General features: G+C 52.8%; 14 protein-coding genes. 7 read left to right on the forward strand and 7 right to left on the reverse strand.

The features are described from left to right. Positions 1 to 175: 175 nt before the first annotated feature. Positions 176 to 1048, reverse strand: coding sequence for a polyprenyl synthetase family protein (locus tag P9H32_RS17740; protein ID WP_322610262.1), 873 nt, complete (start codon positions 1046 to 1048; stop codon positions 176 to 178). Positions 1049 to 1185: 137 nt separating this feature from the next. Between P9H32_RS17740 and P9H32_RS17745 the strand changes: the two genes are divergently transcribed. Then, positions 1186 to 2247, forward strand: coding sequence for a KamA family radical SAM protein (locus tag P9H32_RS17745; protein ID WP_322610263.1), 1062 nt, complete (start codon positions 1186 to 1188; stop codon positions 2245 to 2247). A 189-nt stretch (positions 2248 to 2436) separates the two neighbouring features. Here P9H32_RS17745 and P9H32_RS17750 read toward each other — a convergent pair whose 3' ends face one another. Further along, complete coding sequence (locus P9H32_RS17750) at positions 2437 to 3879, reverse strand: protein adenylyltransferase SelO (protein ID WP_322610264.1); 1443 nt, start codon at positions 3877 to 3879, stop codon at positions 2437 to 2439. Positions 3880 to 4017: 138 nt separating this feature from the next. After that, positions 4018 to 4689: an alpha/beta hydrolase gene (locus tag P9H32_RS17755; RefSeq protein WP_322610265.1), complete on the reverse strand. Its 672-nt coding sequence runs from the start codon at positions 4687 to 4689 to the stop codon at positions 4018 to 4020. 334 nt (positions 4690 to 5023) lie between these two features. Here P9H32_RS17755 and P9H32_RS17760 point away from each other — a divergent pair, with 334 nt between their 5' ends. Beyond that, positions 5024 to 5461, forward strand: coding sequence for a hypothetical protein (locus P9H32_RS17760; protein WP_322610266.1), 438 nt, complete (start codon positions 5024 to 5026; stop codon positions 5459 to 5461). A 315-nt stretch (positions 5462 to 5776) separates the two neighbouring features. Here the strand turns inward: P9H32_RS17760 and P9H32_RS17765 are convergent, their stop codons facing one another. Continuing rightward, positions 5777 to 6550: an exodeoxyribonuclease III gene (locus P9H32_RS17765; protein WP_322610267.1), complete on the reverse strand. Its 774-nt coding sequence runs from the start codon at positions 6548 to 6550 to the stop codon at positions 5777 to 5779. A 264-nt stretch (positions 6551 to 6814) separates the two neighbouring features. On the opposite strand from P9H32_RS17765, the gene P9H32_RS17770 reads away from it, so the two are divergent. Further along, a complete protein-coding gene (locus P9H32_RS17770; RefSeq protein ID WP_322610268.1) occupies positions 6815 to 7699 on the forward strand; it encodes an MYG1 family protein in 885 nt (294 codons plus the stop codon). 80 nt (positions 7700 to 7779) lie between these two features. Here P9H32_RS17770 and P9H32_RS17775 read toward each other — a convergent pair whose 3' ends face one another. After that, on the reverse strand, positions 7780 to 8376 hold the full coding sequence (locus P9H32_RS17775; protein WP_322610269.1) for a hypothetical protein: 597 nt from the start codon (positions 8374 to 8376) through the stop codon (positions 7780 to 7782). A 166-nt stretch (positions 8377 to 8542) separates the two neighbouring features. Between P9H32_RS17775 and P9H32_RS17780 the strand changes: the two genes are divergently transcribed. The 4 genes from P9H32_RS17780 (at position 8543) to P9H32_RS17795 (ending at position 13466) form a co-directional block, all read left to right on the forward strand. Beyond that, complete coding sequence (locus P9H32_RS17780; protein WP_322610270.1) at positions 8543 to 9541, forward strand: hypothetical protein; 999 nt, start codon at positions 8543 to 8545, stop codon at positions 9539 to 9541. A 35-nt stretch (positions 9542 to 9576) separates the two neighbouring features. Then, positions 9577 to 11172, forward strand: coding sequence for a Na+/H+ antiporter NhaC family protein (locus tag P9H32_RS17785; RefSeq protein WP_322610271.1), 1596 nt, complete (start codon positions 9577 to 9579; stop codon positions 11170 to 11172). 28 nt (positions 11173 to 11200) lie between these two features. Beyond that, positions 11201 to 12535: an MFS transporter gene (locus P9H32_RS17790; RefSeq protein WP_322610272.1), complete on the forward strand. Its 1335-nt coding sequence runs from the start codon at positions 11201 to 11203 to the stop codon at positions 12533 to 12535. A 118-nt stretch (positions 12536 to 12653) separates the two neighbouring features. Beyond that, positions 12654 to 13466, forward strand: a complete 813-nt coding sequence (locus tag P9H32_RS17795) for a sugar phosphate isomerase/epimerase family protein (RefSeq protein WP_322610273.1) — start codon at positions 12654 to 12656, stop codon at positions 13464 to 13466. 151 nt (positions 13467 to 13617) lie between these two features. On the opposite strand, the gene P9H32_RS17800 is transcribed toward P9H32_RS17795, so the two are convergent. Next, positions 13618 to 16425 (reverse strand): hypothetical protein, encoded by a 2808-nt coding sequence (locus P9H32_RS17800; RefSeq protein WP_322610274.1) that lies wholly within the window; start codon positions 16423 to 16425, stop codon positions 13618 to 13620. Positions 16426 to 16581: 156 nt separating this feature from the next. Next, positions 16582 to 17397 (reverse strand): PEP-CTERM sorting domain-containing protein, encoded by an 816-nt coding sequence (locus tag P9H32_RS17805; protein WP_322610275.1) that lies wholly within the window; start codon positions 17395 to 17397, stop codon positions 16582 to 16584. Positions 17398 to 17413 lie beyond the last annotated feature (16 nt).

The following is a 17413-nucleotide window of genomic DNA, read 5'->3' on the forward strand; positions in this document are numbered from 1 at the left end:
GTCATGAGACAAATTAGATAAAAATACATCGAATGCTATTTCTGCCCTTGGAAGTTCTCCCTTGAAAAAAGAAAAAACGGTTTAATGGGTATCTCTATACCGATTTGACTGTATTGCGGAAAGTCAAAATTATTACAAATACGCTCACGATTCGTTTGGAAATCGTTAACCGTTGCTAATCAACGGATGCGTTGACGTGTTTTTCCAATACAGGGACCATGGTCATCTTTAAAAACCTATCCCATGCCCCATGTATTTCAGGCCATTTTTTCAGCAGATTTAAGGCATTTTCCAAGAGCTGGAAGAGATAGGCAACCGGATCTTCCGGAGCGTTTTTCGTGGCCGTAATCGCCGTGGTTTTGCCGCGTTTATCATCCGTTCCGAGCGTTTTTCCCGAAATTTCCTCGTTTCCGGAGGCATCCAGAACATCGTCGGCCAGCTGATAGGCTGTACCCAGAATATAGCCCGCCTCGCGCAGCGCATCCGTCTGTTCTTTTTCCCGGTTTCCGCCGGCCACCGCCGCAAACGCAAAAAGGGAGCCGGTTTTATAACGGCCGACCAGTTCGCATTCTTCCCAGGTGCCCGGTGAGCCGCGCAGGATCAGTTCCTGTTCGACTTCGGAACGGCAGACTTCGCCCGTGCGGTCGATCAGCTCGCTCAGCAGATCCACACGGTTTACAGCCACCAGAAGCGACAACGCTTTAAACATCAGGACATCGCCGAACAGAATTGCACCGTTGACCCCGTATTTTTTCCAGAAGGTCGGGGCACCCCGGCGGATAATGCCGCCGTCAATCACATCGTCATGCAGCAGGCTGGCCCCATGGATCATGTCTACAGCGGCCGCCGCGTTGATCAGTTCCTTTTCCGGAATCCCGTTGGCCGCACCCAGCGCCAGCACCAGCTGCGATCGGAGCATTTTGCCGCTGCCGAGAATATTCTTGTTATCCGGAATCAGGCGGTTCAGATTGGTGTCCTTCAGGCAGTGCAGCATGGCAGCCTGAACCTGTTTTAATTGCAATTCGATCTGGTTTTTCTCTGTAGACATCCGCCTATAATGCCGACCGTTTTTATCATGTCAACCGTCCGCAACATGAAAGGTATTCTGACTGGATCAACAAGATTAACCGGATTTTAAAAGCACCTAATCCCGCACGTCCTGTTAATTCGGTCTAAATAGAAAACATGAGCAGTAAAATTTTTTCCAACGATTGGAAATGGCAGATCGCCAACCGCATCGCCTCCCGGGCACAGCTCGAGGAATATATCAACCTCACCGCCGGCGAGCGCGCCGCGTTCGAGGGTGAAATCCCGCTCTCTTTTGCTGTCACCCCGCACTACGCCGGGTTAATCCGCAAGAGCGAGGCCCTGAGAAAAACCGTTATACCCACTGCCGCCGAAAACCGGGTCGGTACCGGCGAGCTGGCCGATCCGCTGGGCGAGGAGAATCACCGCGCCACGCCGCACCTGATTCACACGTATCCTGATAAAGTGCTTTTTCTTGCCACCACGTTCTGTTCCACCTACTGCCGCTACTGCACCCGTTCCCGCATGGTCGGCAAACCTTTGGCATTTGATGTTTCCACCTTTGATGAAACCTTCCGGTATATTGAAGAGCACACCGAAATCCGCGATGTTCTGATTTCGGGCGGCGATCCGCTCACGATGACTGACTCGGTGCTTGAAGAACTGCTTTCCAGAGTTCGGAACATTCCGCATGTCCGGATGGTACGCATCGGCTCCAAAGTGCCCGTCGTTCTGCCGCAACGCATCACCGACGAACTTTGTTCCGTGCTTCGGAAACACCGTGTCTGGCTCAGCCTGCACTTTATTCATGCTGACGAGCTTTCGCCTGAAACACAGTCCGCCTGCCGAAAACTGTCCGACCACGGGATCGGAATGGTCAGTCAGACCGTTCTCTTAAAAGGGGTGAATGACGATACGCCATCGCTTGTTAATCTGTTTTACGGCCTGCTTGAAATCAACGTGAAACCCTATTACCTGTTGCAGTGCGACCCCGTCCAGGGTTCAGAGCATTTCCGCACCACGGTGGAAAAGGGGATCCAGCTCATCCAATCCCTGCACGGCCATATCTGCGGCCTAGCCGTCCCGCAATATGTCATTGATGCTCCCGGCGGCGGCGGAAAAGTTCCAATCCTTGGAAAAGAGCAGATCCGTCGCGAAGGGGACGATGTGGTATTCCTCAATTATCTCGGAAAAGAATACCGCTATCCTGACCCGCTGTAGCGCACGCCACTGTTAGAAGTTTGCGATCCGAAAATGTATCGCCGGCATCCTGCCCGCCCTGTTGTATCGCGTCGATGCCCGCCGGAATCGGGCAGGATAAAACTTCCGCGCTAAGGTGCAAGAGCAGGCTCACGGCATTTTCTGCGGGAGATAAAAATACCCGGAAACTCTGTGGGCAATGATTGGCCGCTATGTCCCGCAGAAGGTCTGATGTACGATTTCGTCCGGCTTGGGAGCCCGTTCGTATGCGGCATATTCCGCGCGGTCTTCATACGGTTTGGCCAGTGCATCCACCAGTTGATGGAAGGGGGCGAAGTCATTTTGATACGCTGCCTGGATCGCCTGCTCAATACGATGATTACGCGGGATCAGAATCGGGTTGGCTTTTTTCATGGCCTCAATATCCGGATTCGATTTCGTGGCTGCATTCCAGGATGCATACCAGGCGTCGAACGGCGCGGGGTCGCTGAACAGGCCATGTAAAGCATCGTGGTTCCCGGAAGTTAAATGGCGGAAAAAAAGGGTGAAATCGATCTGCTGTTTCGTGAGTAATGAAAAGCCGCTTCGAACAACGTCCAGAGGGGCATCGGCGGTCAGGCCAAACTTTGCACGGAACCGGTTGTCGTATTCTTTACGGAAAATTCCAGCGAAGGCATCGAGGGCATGTTTGGCTTTTTCCAGCGCGGCCTCGCTGTCCCCTGAAATCAGGGAAAGCAAGGTTTCCGCAAAACGGTTTAAATTCCACCGCGCCATATCCGGCTGACTGCCCCAGGCATAGCGTCTATCGCGATCGATGGAACTGAATACACACTGCGGATGAAAATCATCCATAAAAGCGCATGGGCCGTAATCGATCGTTTCCCCCGATATCGCCGTGTTGTCGGTATTCATTACACCATGAATAAAGCCGAGCGACATCCAATGCGGAATCAGTTTGGCCTGAGCCGCAATTACGTGCTCCAGCAGCGAAAGATAGGGATCTTCGGCATCCGCCGCATCCGGGTAGTGGCGGGCTATGGTGTAGTCCGCCAGTTCGCGCAGTGCCTCTTCATCGTTGCGGCCATAAAAATATTGGAATGTGCCGACACGGATATGGCTGGATGCCACACGCGTGAAAATGCCGCCGGGTTCCGGACCTTCCTGACGCAGTACGGATTCACCGGTCGCTACCGCCGCCAGCGCACGCGTAGTCGGTACACCGAGCGCATGCATCGCCTCGCTCACGATATATTCGCGCAGCACCGGCCCCAGCGCCGATTTTCCGTCGCCACCGCGCGAGAACGGTGTGCGGCCGGAACCCTTTAGCTGAATATCCCGCCGGCCGCCGTTTTGATCGATCACTTCGCCGAGCAGAAGCGCCCGGCCATCGCCGAGTTGCGGGGAAAACCCGCCAAACTGGTGCCCGGCATACGCCTGCGCCAGCGGCTCGGATCCTTCCGCCGTGCCATTCCCCGAAAACACATTCAACGCTTCCGGAGTTTCCAGCCAGGCGGGATCAATCCCCAGTTCTTCCGCCAATTCAGCATTGGCACGCAGCAACACGGGTGACGGAACTGCGGCGGCATTTTGTTTAACGTAAAAACGCTCCGGCAACCGGGCGTAGGTATTATCAAAAGGGATCGGATTCGGCATAATATTCCTTAGCAGCAGTGCGCGTTCATGGTTGCTTAATATATATAAAATTCTTCGCAGAGAGACTGGGCGCGCAGAGGTGCTGCACGAATGCTCCGTGATCTTTGCGCGGGATAAAAATGTCGTTGTGCGAGAACCTCAGAGGAGCGCATCGATGAAGGCCGCGATGTCATCAATCTCCTCCGGGCAGACCGAATGCTCCATCGGGTAGGTTTTAAATGAACAGGGAAATCCCTGTTCTTTTAAATGCTCCAGCGCCTGATCGGCCAGCACGGGCGGAACAACCGGGTCGAGTGTCCCGTGAGCAATCAGAATCGGTATGGCTTTATTGGTCTCCGGATAATCACTGCCATCTTCGCTTGGCACCGGGATATAGCCGGATAGGGCGATGATGCCGGCGAGCGGTGCGGCATAGCGCAGGCCGGTATGGAAGGCGACAGCCGCGCCCTGGGAAAATCCGACGAGAAGAATCTGATCCGGCCGCATGCCGTTTTTGAGTTCCGCATCGATAAAGGCTTCAATCTGTTGGCGGCTCTCCTCCAGATCATCTTCCGAAAAATCGCGGGGTGTTCCGATGCCTTTAATGTCATACCACGCCGGCATCGGCATGCCGCCGTTCAGCGTAACCGGCCGCACCGGCGCATGCGGAAAGATAAATTTTACCGGCGCGCTCAGCTGACGTTTCAGCTCCGGAACAATCGGCGAAAAATCATGTCCGTCAGCACCGAGCCCATGCATCCAGACAATAGTGAGTTTCGGGTTTTCGGTTTGGCCGGCGACAACATGCGGTAAGCGAGGGGATGTGCTCATAAAAATCCTTTAAATATATTTTGTCTCAAGAAGAGTGATCCTTACACAAAACGGTATTCGGGAAAAGAGCCCTTTCATACCAAGAGGATGGGGGGGCGGGACATCATCAGCATACCGATGCGGTGCTATAGATCGCATTTAACCACCCGCTTCGCTAGAGGCACGGAGGAAATCAGAGAAGTTCCAATCCTTGGAAAAGGTAGTTTGGCGGGCAACGCCAGTGGGAATATTAAAATATCGGACTGACCCGAGTGGCACTGATTTAAAGGTGAAATAGAGGATGATTTGCATAGTAAATCCTCCAACTTCCGGGGCGGTTCTGATAAACTTTCGCATGCACAATCAGACTCCCTTTTTCAACGGTTTTCACAGGGGCACTTTGGGTAAAAAGAGCCGGGGTGAAGCCGACAGGCTTGCGCAGCAATTACGTGCGCTGAAAGAAAAAAGCCTCTCCCAGCTTGCGGTGTGTTTCAGAAAGTGTGTACCGGAGCAAAGGCTACGGCCATCGAAAGGCAGGCACCATTCGAGGCAAAGGATCTTCAGTAAGGAAAGCACCTTTTGGGCGTTCTTTTGCCAGGTGATCGATGCCGACGGTGGCTGTATGGAAGTGGTAAGAAAGACACAGGCATTGGCCGCGGTATGCGGGATGAAGGTTCCTGCTTTATCCTCCTCTGCGTATTGTCAGGCGCGGCGAAAACTGGAAGAATCCACACTGATGAATATTTTCAAACATACGGCAGAACGGATCGACAGTATACCGGAGCGCGGCTAACCGTGCCAAAAATCAATGAGGCGTGTTGTTCAAATAATAAAGGGGTTGCAAAAGTTGCAGCAATATTACTTGCAGCATCTGACGCGATATCCATGGAAGTTTCCCGTTCTATCCGGACTGATCTGAATTCTTTTATTTAACAGGGGAAAAGGTCGGAAAAAAAGAAGGTGTAAGCCCGAGATTCTAATGTTTTCTCGCTGCACAAGGTTCATGAAGAAGCGCGGCCCTTTTTACTTAAATCTATCCAAGTTCCAAGGTTAGGAACTCAGTGCCCTTTGTGTTTTCAGTAGTTAAAAAAATCGGCGCGGCCGAACTCTACCCAAGGTCGGTGATGAGTTCGATGGGGCAGTGGTCGGAGCCGGTGACATCGCAGTGGATGTCGGCCGACTGAATGCGGGGCTGCAGGTTTTGGCTGGCGAGGAAATAGTCGATCCGCCATCCCACGTTGTTGGCGCGGGCCTGGCCGCGATAGCTCCACCAGGAGTAACGCACGGTTTCGGGGTTCAGGGAGCGGAAGGTGTCGATCAGTCCGGCCTGAATATAGTCGGTCATGCCGGCGCGTTCTTCGTCGGTATAGCCGGCTTTGCCTTCGTTGGGCTTGGGGCGTGCGAGATCGATGGGCTGATGGGCCACATTCATATCGCCGCAGAGTACAACCGGTTTGGCGGCTTCCAGTTCCTGGATTTTATCGCGCATCAGCGCATCGAATTCCTGACGTTCGGCGAGGCGGGAGAGGTCGCTCTTCACATTGGGCACATAGGTGTTGATGAGGAAGAACTCCTGAAATTCCAGACATTGGAAACGGCCTTCCAGGTCAAAGCGGTCATCGCCCATACGGGTCTCGTAGGATAGGGGTTCCGTTTTAGAGAGGGTGGCAGTACCGCTGTAGCCTTTTCGATCGGCGCCGTTCCAGAAGCCGGTATAGCCGCGGTCGGTGGCAGTGCTCTGAATTTCCCCGGGCAGATCATCGTTATGCACTTTGATTTCCTGCAGACACAGGACGTCGGGGGCATGGGCGTCTAAAAAATCGGGAAATCCCTTTTTCATGACGGCGCGGATTCCATTCACATTCCAGGATATACATTTCATAACCAAAGGGCTCCATAGGTAAATTGAGGGCTCGTTTTGTACCTTGTTCTGCATGCCCTGTCAGGCCTTTTCAGCGAAGAGCCGGCTGCAGCGTTCAGGGGGAATGGATTTTATCGCAGGAGGGGACGGAGACGTTCCAATCGTTGAAAAAGACCTTTCGTTTAAATATTCCTGATCCCGATTGAAAACATCTGCGCCGCTGCCTTTGTGTTCTTTGCTTCTTTGTGGTTTGATGCGCGCCCTGATTTAAAAGGGAGACGAATTTTGAAAACGATACTTGGAACTCACAGCGGAAATTTTCATGCGGACGATGTATTTGCCGTGGCGGCTTTATCGATACTTCACCCGGAGTATGAAATCCGGCGTTCCCGCGATCCGGAGGTTTGGGCTCAGTGCGACTATCTCGTGGATGTGGGTGGAACGTATGATCATGCTGAAAAAAAGTATGACCATCATTTTAAGAACGGTCCGACCTATGATGACGGGTTGAAGATGTCATCCATCGGTTTGATCTGGAAGCACTATGGCGCAGAAATCTGCGGCGATTCAAAACTTGCGGAGCAAGTGTGCAAAACCCTGATCCGTCAATTTGACGCCATCGATAACGGGGTAAAGCTCTCCGCGCCGCTGGACGATTTTTCCGATGTGCGGGAAGTGTCATTAACGACGTCCATTTCAATGATGAATCCGGACAATCCGTTTAAGGCCGATGACGTATTTGAAGGGGAAGTGGTGCGGGCGCGCCAGCTGCTGCTGGCGGCGATTAGCCGGGCTAAACGATGGATTCACAGTCGCGCGGGGTTGGCGTTGGCATTAAACGAGGCTTTGGCCGAAAAACGGGCGTATATTATTGTTCCGGAAAACTGCAAGTGGCAGGAACATCTGTTTAACAGCGAAGGCAACGAGTCCATTCTGTATGCCGTTTTTTCCAAAGGCAAAAAGACCTTCGCACAGGCTGTGCCGTCAGCTCTCGGGGAATACAGTAACCGCAAAGATTTTCCGCAGGCCTGGGCGGGTTTGATGGATGATGACTTTAACCAGGCGGCGGGGATATCCGACGGCATCTTCTGCCATCAGGGAGCTTTTCTTCTGGCCACCTACTCCTTCGACTCCACCCTCAAACTTGTCGAAGAAGCGATTAAGGCATGATGCGGGGTGGAGATGTATCTCCACGCACGGAGGGAGGCCAGGGATTATCGGGCGGAATCCTAACTGCCGCCCGGCTCGATCTACATAAGTAGACGTCTGACAAAGAGTGCGCCGCCTCCAAAGATCCCGATCAGGGCCAGTGAAACGGGTTCAGGAATGTTGTTTACTGCAATCTCTGTAAATCCAAATCCACTGTTCTCCACGTCGTGGGGAAGGTTGGCGCGAATCCGCAAGGCCCAGCTGGCCACACCGCTTTCGGCGTAGGCGGATGCATTAATAAGGTCGGCCAGAACCACCGTTTGGGTTTCGGTGTCCTGCGTATCGGTGATCCAGGCCTGTTCAGCGATATAATCGCCCAGCGCATCATAGAGGAGGATGTTTACATTATAATATCCGCCGTTGACCGGTCCCTCCGGAGTGATGCTGGCACTCGTATAGGCATTGATATCCATGCTTCCGCCGGATGCGCCTCCCAGCTGCCAGTCCATGCCGGTATCCACATAATTCGTACTCGTTTTCTGCAGGGTTACAATACCGCTTCCGCCATTGTCCGAAACTGATGCCGCGCCGAACGTATATGAAATATTATCCGTATTATCCAGGCTGTCCACAATCACGCCTGCCTGCAGGGTTCCGGACGCCAGAAGCGCCGCCAATAGGAAAATTACTTTCTTCATATCTTTTTACTCTCAGTATCGGGTGTTTTATTTTGTAGAGCATACTCTGTAAATCCGTTGCAGTGTAGGCCTTGTTCTCGTTGGACTTTAGGGTAAGGTGAAACCTGATTAAATTGTGCATTTTTGATGCCGACATCGGACTTATTATAAAAACAGAGGAAAATGGATGACCGGTTTTCGAACGTTCGGCCCGTGCAGGGGCGTTACGGGCCGTCTGCTCAGATACCTGACGGCGTCGCTTTTCTTCTGGTTATTCATCGGCGGTGCTCCGAATGCAGTGGCACAGGTGAGAATTACCGGATTTAATGGCAATGGTTCTCTCAATTGGACGAATCGTCTAAGCAATGCGGTAGGGACGGTGCAGTGGTCGCCCAGCCTGACTGCCGGCGACTGGCGTTCAGACTGGGGGACGCTCCGCCAGATTCCGATCACCAACGAAACGATGTCGGTTCCGGTGCCGATGTTCTATAGGGTACTGGTGTCCACGAACCGACATTCCGGGGTAAACCTTGCCGGGTGGACGACTGCGCTCGGAGATGGAATCTACGCGCCGGACGGAGTGTCTGCTGTAACGACCAACGATATTGAAACCACGCATTTTGCTGAATACAGCGAACTGGAGGCCAACGGCAGCCAGCGCCGAATTATGGCTCACCACATTCTGCTTAACCGCATTTACGATGACACCGCCGCCAATTTTGTTCATGACTGCGGATATTCTTTCCGACTGCCGTATCTTCCGGCAACCACCAATCCGGTTCTCAATGCGCAAACCCTGGAAGGCGGGCTCTTCATCTGGAACGGAGAGGAACAGCTGGATTATGGCGGGGCATTTCAATGGATCCTGAATCCATGGACCGATGAATTCGGTGATGTGCAGGTGTGGACCGGGTTCGGGACGAACGAATGGGTGACGGTGGGGTTCCTTGAGCCGGATACCGATTGGCACGACGTCCGGATGCAGATTGATTTTCAGACACAGAGGGCCAGCCTTTCTATAGACGGAAATCTTTTTCCGTTCGTTTTCACGGCCACGCCCAAAAAAGGGTGGGATCCGGAAAGTGCGGCGCGCCTTCAGGTGGAGATTGTCAGCACCTATCCCGGAGCCAGCGGCTTCGTGCACAGGGCACAGGTTAAAGACTGGTTCTGGAACTGGAATCCCTGATCTGGTCGGCCAAAAAATCCGGATGGTTTGAAATCATGATTATGCGTGTAATAACTGTAAGCGTTTTTTTTCTGTTTTCATGGGGAGTTGTTTTTTTCGATTTTCCCGGGCGTGCACTTTGGCCGAGTGTGGTGGCGCTGGTGTCGGTATTTTTGCTGAACCGGACGATTACGGGGCTGCTGTTGGGGACCGGGGCGGGGCTGATTCTGCTGAATGACGGTCATCCGGTTCAGGCGTCCGTTTCTCTTTTTACGGATCATCTTTTTCCAGTGCTTGGAAGTGTGTGGAATCTGAGCGTGCTGGCATTTACACTTTTGCTGGGCGGGTTTGCGGCGCTGATTGAAAAAGGCGGCGGACTGCAGGCGCTGACGGAACGGCGGCTGGCTTCCGGAAAACAGTCGGACCGGTGTGTGCAGTGGAGTGCGTATTTTTTGGGGCTGGTTTGTTTCTTCGACGGGTTGGCGAACAGTATGCTGGTGGGCAAATCCATCAGTCCGATGGCGGAACGGGCCGGAGTTTCAAAGCAGCGCCTGGCGTATATCGTCGATTCGACCAGCTCTGCAGTGGCGTGCGTGGCGGTGATCTCAACCTGGATCGCCTATCAGCTGGCAATGATTAAAGAAGGGCTGGCGCAGGCCGGGCTCGATGCCCAGCCGTTCGGCCTGTTTTTAAAATCGATCCCGTTTAATTTTTACTGCTGGTTTACGCTGATCCTTCTGGTCGTAGTGATTTCCAGGGATTGGAAGATCGGAAAAATAAAGAATGATCACCATGCGGTTCAAAAAGACCAAAGACCAAACGATCCCGATTTTTCTGTTTCGTCGCGGAAAAAAATAAGGTCGGCCCTGATCCCGCTGTTTTTTTTAATTATGGGTCTTTTGGGCGGTTTATATATCGAAGGGGTTGAAGGCGGCATCTGGCCGTTGACACTGGCAAAGGTTTCGGCGGCGTACGGCAATGCCGATGCGGCGCGGGTGCTGGTGATGGTGAGTGTGCTGGCGTGCGGGATTGCATTGGCGATGAATGCAAAGAGGATCAAAGCCGGCGGCTCCCATGCGGCCCTGGTTTTCGGGCAGGGCGTGGGGCATCTGTTTAAACCGGTGCTGATTCTGATTGCGGCTTGGCTGCTGAGCAGTGTGCTGAAGGCGCTGAATGCCCATGAGGTGTTGACAGCCCTGCTGAAGGGGAATGTCCCTCCGGCTGTTTTTCCAATGCTGGTCTTTATCACAGGTGCTTTAATCTCGTTCATCACGGGAACGTCGTGGGGCACCATGGGGATTCTGATGCCGCTGGCGCTGCCATCGGCGATCGGACTGGCGGACGGCGAGATTACACCGTTAATCTATGCAACCATCGCCGCCGTTTTCAGCGGTGCTGTTTTCGGTGATCACTGTTCGCCGTTCAGCGACACGACGATTGTCTCCTCCATTTCCTGCGACATTGAGCCGATGGAGCATGTGAAGACGCAGATGCCGTATGCGCTGATCGCCGCCGCCGCGGCCGGCGCAATCGGATTCCTGCCGGCCGGATTGGGGTTTAATCCGTATTTCCTGCTGGTGCTCGGCACGCTGGTGCTGTTTGCTCTGCCTGCTGTTCACAACAAGGCCGGAAGAATGCCGACGGTACGCTGAGGTATCGCTGCGATTCAGGCGGCCTCCCATGAATAAAAATATGGTCAGGGATTTACAGAGTATTGCAAAAAATAATGTTCGGCGTTTTATTACGTTCCGACTGCTGTTCAACGCGCGTTTTTATTATCCGGTCTTTGCGGTAATTTTTCTGGATTTCGGGATGACGCTGGATCAGTTTGCGATGCTGAATGCAATCTGGGCGGCCACAATTATTCTGGCGGAGGTGCCGTCGGGGGCGTTATCGGATTTGATGGGACGGAAAAAGCTGCTGATTCTAACTTCCGGCCTGATGGTTGCCGAAATGGCGGTTTGGGCTTTTGCGCCGCGGGGAAATCCCGCGTTGCTGTTTTGGTTGCTGGCGCTGAACCGGGTGCTGAGCGGGCTGGGCGAGGCGGCGGCGAGCGGATCGGACGAAGCGCTGGTGTATGAAAGCCTTGAAGATGCGGGCATGCAGGACCAGTGGTCGCGAGTTCTTGAATCGGTTACCAAATGGCGCTCAGCAGCCTTTATGTTTGCCATGATTATTGGCGGGCTGGTGTATGATCCAACGCTTCTTTCTGCATGGACGGGGCTTGAGATCAGTAAGGAATTTACGGTGCGGCTGCCGTTGTTTCTGACATTTATCACTTCGATTCTCTGCTGGATCAACTGTCTGGGATTTCACGAATCGGCAAGGCCGGATAAAGAGGAGCAGCTTGCCGTGGGCGATGCATTTCGCCAGACCGTTCAGGCCGGCCGGTGGATCTTTCAGACGCCGTTTGCACTTGTCGTGATTTTGGCCGGCGCCTTTCTGGACAGTGTGATCCGGATGTTTATTACGCTGAATTCCGAATATTACCGGTTGATTCATTATCCCGAATTTGCACTGGGATTGATCGGTGCGGGGATGTCGCTGCTGAATTTTGTGATCGCTCCATTGGCGAGGAAGCTGGTCGACCACAAAACGCCGGGTCGGGTTTTTGTGATTGCGCTGCTGCTGGGTATTGCCGGATTTACGGGTGCGTCTTTTTTTATACCGTTTCTGGGGGTAGTTTTTATGATTCTGCTTTCCGCGGCTTTTTCAATTACCGCATTTGCCATCTCATTTTATCTTAATCGCATCACCACGAATTCCATTCGTGCCACCGTGCTGAGTTTCAAGGGCATGGCGCTGAACCTCGGTTACGGTTTCATCGGGATCGTCTATGCCCAACTGCTTAAATTTCTGGAAAACAACCGGTCGATTGAAGCGGGCTCCGACGAAATGTTTATTGCCGGGGCCCAGTATTTTCCGCCCTATTTTCTGATCGGCGCTGTGGGCGTAATTCTCGTTGCACGATTGTACTGTCCTGAGATACATCGCTTCCGGGTTCCGGAAGAATAGTTTTCAGGGATGTCGCCGGATCGTTGAATCCGGATAAATATGAAATTTGATCATATTATCCGGATTTTATTTTGCTGCGCATTTGGGTATAACGGCTCGCATTAACAGGAGTTTATTCATGAAAATCAGTTATTTCTGTCCGCTCTGGGGCAGTGTTGAAATGCCGTTTGAAGCATTTTGCGACCAAGTGCTGGAGGCCGGGTATGACGGTATCGAACTTTCGTATGACAGGGGCGATGAAACGCAGCGCAAGCAACGGGTTGAAGCCATGAAAAGCCGTGGTATTGCGCATGTCGGCCAGCACTGGCAAACCGTCAATCCCGATGTGGAGGCCCACATCGAAGAATATAAACAGCAGCTGGAGTGGATCATCGGGACAGAGCCGCTTTATATTAATTCACAGACCGGTCGTGACTGGTTCAGTTTTGAAGATAATCAGCGCATCATCGCCGCAGCGAAAGAGATGAGCGAGGTCTCCGGCGTTAATATTATCCATGAAACGCACCGCGGAAAATTCTCATATTCCGCCGCTGTTATGCACCGTTTTCTGGAAGCTGACCCGGAACTGCGGATCACCTTTGATGCCTCACACTGGTGCTGTGTTTCGGAAACGCTGCTGGAGGATCAGCAGGACAGCGTGGCGCTGGCGATCAGCCGGGCGGACCATATTCATGCCCGTGTCGGATTCCAGGAAGGTCCGCAGGTTTCCGATCCGCGTGCGCCGGAATTTTCCGATGCCTTGAATGCGCATCTCGGCTGGTGGGATCAGATTGTGGAATGTAAAAAAGCCGCGAATGAAGATCTTATTATTTGCCCGGAATTCGGACCGTGGCCCTATATTCCGTCGGTGCCGTACACATTGCAACCGTTGTGCGATCAATGGGATACCAATGTTTACATGATGAACCTGCTTCGGGAAAGCTACCGCTGAAACGTTTGATCCTGCGCCTGAACTGCCGGCGGATAGGCTGACTCCGGAGAAGTTTTCAGGGGGTGAAAAAAACAAAGAGATCGCCCCGAAGCCGTTTGGATTACGGCTGTCGGGGCGACGCTGTTCCAGTGTGCGGATATTTGTTTCTTAATTATTTAGCGAGGGGTTTTTTCAGTTCCACATCAATGAAGCGGAACATGCCGACAGGTATGTCGATCTTGACCGTCGATGAATCGGCCGGATCAAATATTTCCCCGCTGAGCAGGTCGGTCATTTTTGCAATTTCCAATCCCTGGATATGTACGACGGCCGTTTTGGCCGAGGGATTGATGTAGCCGCTGTCGAGCAGCGTGAGGCGGATGTGGTTCGGAGCGGACTGTGCCGCCACCCAGGCGACGTCACCACCGACTGTAAGCGGCAGTTTTTCGGCGGCTTCACGGATGTCGGCTTCGATGGTTTTATAATATTCGTCAGCCTTGAAGGTCCGGGTTCCATCGGCGGAATAGTAGTTCCGTCCGTCGGTAATATATTCTTTCAGAAGTCCTTTATATATCGGATGCAGATGATCTTCCATTTTTCCGCGCGGCGCATCCGGATCGGCAAAAACTCCGGATTGGGGCGGAGTGATCATGACCACGCCGTTTTCAAAGGTTGGAAGAAAGTTGAGGCGCCGCTCATGGGCTCCGGCGGCATAGCGGGAATAATCCCATTCCACGACAGGAGCTCCCGGCCATGAGCCATTCAGGCGCTGGAAGACCATGGGGTTGGCGTCCTCGTCGGCCTGATTGAAAAAGGTCATCCATTTGACATTGTTTCCATAGTTGATGAATCGTTCATCAGGTTTTTTCATGCTGAGGTGCACCGGGTTGAGACTGAGGAGTTCGTCGCGTTCCGGGACATAAAGAGCCCCTTTGGCAATGAGTTCCCAGAGAATCGACATGTAATCCTGATCGACCGCGAAGTTGTTGAGGTAGGTTGCACCGCAGGAAATGTTGTAGATCATCTGCCGCAGAAAATGGTTGGGCAGCATCTGGTGCGAATGCTGGCGGGTTCGATCAAAGCTGGTGTTATCCCGGGCGCAACGGGCTCCCCATTGGTCGACCGAACCGGCCGTCCAGATGCCCAGGCGGGAAGCAACGCTCTGCTCCATGGTTTTATCGGTGGTTTCCTCCAGAGCCGGGATAAATACATCGGCATATTCCCCGGAAATCAGTCCGGCCCAGAAGGGCATATAGACGATGCCGTTCCAGAAGGCATGCTTGGTGCGGACAAAGATTTTTGCCGCGCCTGTTTTTTGGGCATAGGCGGCCATCGGATAAAAATGATGCTCCATAACCCATGCAAAGGCGGCATCGTGCTGTTCGAGTTCCGGATAAATGGTTACCACTTTTTTGTTCTGTTTCTTCGCATAATCGAAGACGTTTTTCTGCGTTTGCAGACTGGTCTGGAACGGATCATTTCCATGGCCGCCCCAATAGGCAATGCCGGGAATGCCGGCGAAACAGTCCGTCAGCTCTTTGGTCATTTCTTTTTCGCTGAGGACATATTTTTTGCGGCGGTCACGTTTCGTCTGATAGTCCGGATGGAAGTCCGAACGGTCGACATTTTCAACACGCGGCAGATGTTTCCCGCCCAGAAAGACCGGGCTGGGGTATCCCGATTTTTCGATGGCTTCAATATAGGGGCCGCCACTGCCTTTTCGACTTTCCGTCATGAAGGTGACCACAGGGCGGTCAGTTTCCCATTCGGGTTTGGTGTAGCTCTTCAGCTGTTCGCGGGCCTGCGCGGTTTGTTCAAGTATTTCGGTGATGTTACCGGGGGGAACCAGATTTTCGTATGCGGTTTTCCAGTATTTGGAATCGAGGTTGATGATGTGGATGCAGCTGCCGCCGCTCTGTGCACTGGCGAGAATGATGAGATTTTTGTCATCCGGTTTCCACAGATCGTTATAGGCAAAGCGGTTGCTCAGCACTTCGGTTTTTTTCGGGTCCGCATTGAGGTCGGTCGGCATCAGCAGAATGCGGGAGCCGAAAAGAACAAAGAGTTTATCTTCACCGTTCTCGCGGATGAGTTCGGGCTGGGCAACGCGATAACCGAATCCGTCGATCTCACGACGGAGTGAACTGATTTTGAAGGTATGATTTTTCGCTTTATCGATATCGAAGGAGCTGACGTGAGCATCCTGAATCATGGACGTGGCACCGTAGAGAATCTCCTCATTGCCATCGCCGTCAAGATCGGCCGTTTTAAGATCGCCAACGCCGCCGGCCGATTTTTTCAGTTGGTTGAACGGCTTCTCTTCCAGCGGTTCAAAGCAGTAAAAGTGTCCCCCCGCGCTGTTGCTCCAGATGACGCCGTGCACCAGCAGCACTTCAGAGCCGTCCTGGCGTTTCAGCGGGCGGATAAAGTTGGCGACGTGTTTAAAGTCCTCCGGTCGGGATTTATAGGATTTTCCCCATGGCTTTTCTTTGGAATAGACCTTGGAATCAATGGTTTTGATGAGTTTGCCGTCGACTGTAAGATAATAGAGGTTCATATCGAACCCGCCGCAGACCACGTAGGGGGTCCGGTCTTTATGAATCACGGTCACGGCATTCATCGGCGCATCGGACGGTTTGAACGACCAGAGCAGTTTTCCATCGGAGTCCAGGCAGTAGATAGAACCATCCGCGTTGGCGGCAAGAATTTCATCGGATGCATCGCCCGTGATGTCGGCGCACCATACGTCGCGGTTCATAAAGCCCGAGAGTTTGTTTTTCCAGCCGATGGAACCGTTCGGGGAAATGGCCATGATGGTGCCGTTGTAGTCGCTCCCGACGATATAGGTTGTCCCGTTTTTCCGAGCGGTCCGGACTTTGGACATGGTGTGCCCGGTTTCAATGCTGGTGATGGCGGAGGCCAATGCCGCACCTGTTGTAATCACCAGTGCCGTTGTTAAAACGCATTTCTTGTTGATCATTAAATGAATCCTCGTTGTTTTGCGAAAGGAACGCGATGCAACAGGGGATTTGGACGCAAATAACATGCACTCTTGCGTTTGGTTTATATGATATTTTGCCACAAAAAAAAGACGCAACTCAGTGTTGCGCCTTTCCTGTGAAAATGAGCTTTCAGTTTACATCATGAATCTGCGACGGATAAACAGGATGCCGATTCCGATAGCGGAAATCATTCCCAGTGTGGCCGGTTCCGGAACGGCTGCGACTTCAAAGGAGGTTATTACGCGATCTGTCAGACCGTGGGTCGATTCGTTACGCGACGAGCTGAATCCGCCATACAGGTTGCCTGCGGTAAAGAGAGCCTCGGACGTTGTGATTTCGCTGTCGGAGATCACTCCGATATCACTGGCAGTGGTCTCATTATAAAGAGAGATCGTGTAGGACCAGTCATTTGAGGAGGCTCCCGCAACCAGGTTAAAGGAAAATTTAATGGAATCACTGGTTGTGTCGCCGAGGTCATCCAGACCAAACAAAGTCTCGGAAAACGTAGAGCCGCCCAGGTCTTCGCCGAGGTCGGTTTTAATGCCGAGTTTGTAGCTGTCGGTACCCGATCGGTTCAGATAAGCACGCATTGTGCTGGTTCCATTTAGCGTATCGTTAAAGAGCAGACTGAACGCATCATTGTTTCCGGTTTCGGCATTTTCAGTCCACGAAATGGTCTGAGATACCGTGAAATCGTTGTTGCCTGAATCGGCCCGAAGGTTTTCGCGGAATACACCGTATTTCCAGGTGTCCGTTCCCGTGGCTAATACGACCGATCCGCCGCCGGTTGGGTCGACGGTGTTTCCGCTGGCATTCCAGGTGCTGCCTCCGGTGGCTCCCTGCTCGTCCAGCGCACCGGCGGTGTAGCCGGCTTCGTCAAAGCTCACTACTGTTGCCTGTGCGCTGAAAACAGCGGCAGCAACTGAGAGCCCGAGTATCAATTTTTTCATATTATGCCCCTTATTT

The sequence above is a fragment of the Pontiella agarivorans genome (assembly GCF_034531395.1).
GTDB classification, from domain to species: domain Bacteria; phylum Verrucomicrobiota; class Kiritimatiellia; order Kiritimatiellales; family Pontiellaceae; genus Pontiella; species Pontiella agarivorans.

Bases quoted from the DNA above. Each gene is read 5' to 3' on its own strand.
- P9H32_RS17740 (WP_322610262.1), bottom strand. From the start codon at position 1,048: ATGTCTACAGAGAAAAACCAGATCGAATTGCAATTAAAACAGGTTCAG.
- P9H32_RS17745 (WP_322610263.1), top strand. From the start codon at position 1,186: ATGAGCAGTAAAATTTTTTCCAACGATTGGAAATGGCAGATCGCCAAC.
- P9H32_RS17750 (WP_322610264.1), bottom strand. From the start codon at position 3,879: ATGCCGAATCCGATCCCTTTTGATAATACCTACGCCCGGTTGCCGGAG.
- P9H32_RS17755 (WP_322610265.1), bottom strand. From the start codon at position 4,689: ATGAGCACATCCCCTCGCTTACCGCATGTTGTCGCCGGCCAAACCGAA.
- P9H32_RS17760 (WP_322610266.1), top strand. From the start codon at position 5,024: ATGCACAATCAGACTCCCTTTTTCAACGGTTTTCACAGGGGCACTTTG.
- P9H32_RS17765 (WP_322610267.1), bottom strand. From the start codon at position 6,550: ATGAAATGTATATCCTGGAATGTGAATGGAATCCGCGCCGTCATGAAA.
- P9H32_RS17775 (WP_322610269.1), bottom strand. From the start codon at position 8,376: ATGAAGAAAGTAATTTTCCTATTGGCGGCGCTTCTGGCGTCCGGAACC.
- P9H32_RS17780 (WP_322610270.1), top strand. From the start codon at position 8,543: ATGACCGGTTTTCGAACGTTCGGCCCGTGCAGGGGCGTTACGGGCCGT.
- P9H32_RS17785 (WP_322610271.1), top strand. From the start codon at position 9,577: ATGATTATGCGTGTAATAACTGTAAGCGTTTTTTTTCTGTTTTCATGG.
- P9H32_RS17790 (WP_322610272.1), top strand. From the start codon at position 11,201: ATGAATAAAAATATGGTCAGGGATTTACAGAGTATTGCAAAAAATAAT.
- P9H32_RS17795 (WP_322610273.1), top strand. From the start codon at position 12,654: ATGAAAATCAGTTATTTCTGTCCGCTCTGGGGCAGTGTTGAAATGCCG.
- P9H32_RS17800 (WP_322610274.1), bottom strand. From the start codon at position 16,425: ATGATCAACAAGAAATGCGTTTTAACAACGGCACTGGTGATTACAACA.
- P9H32_RS17805 (WP_322610275.1), bottom strand. From the start codon at position 17,397: ATGAAAAAATTGATACTCGGGCTCTCAGTTGCTGCCGCTGTTTTCAGC.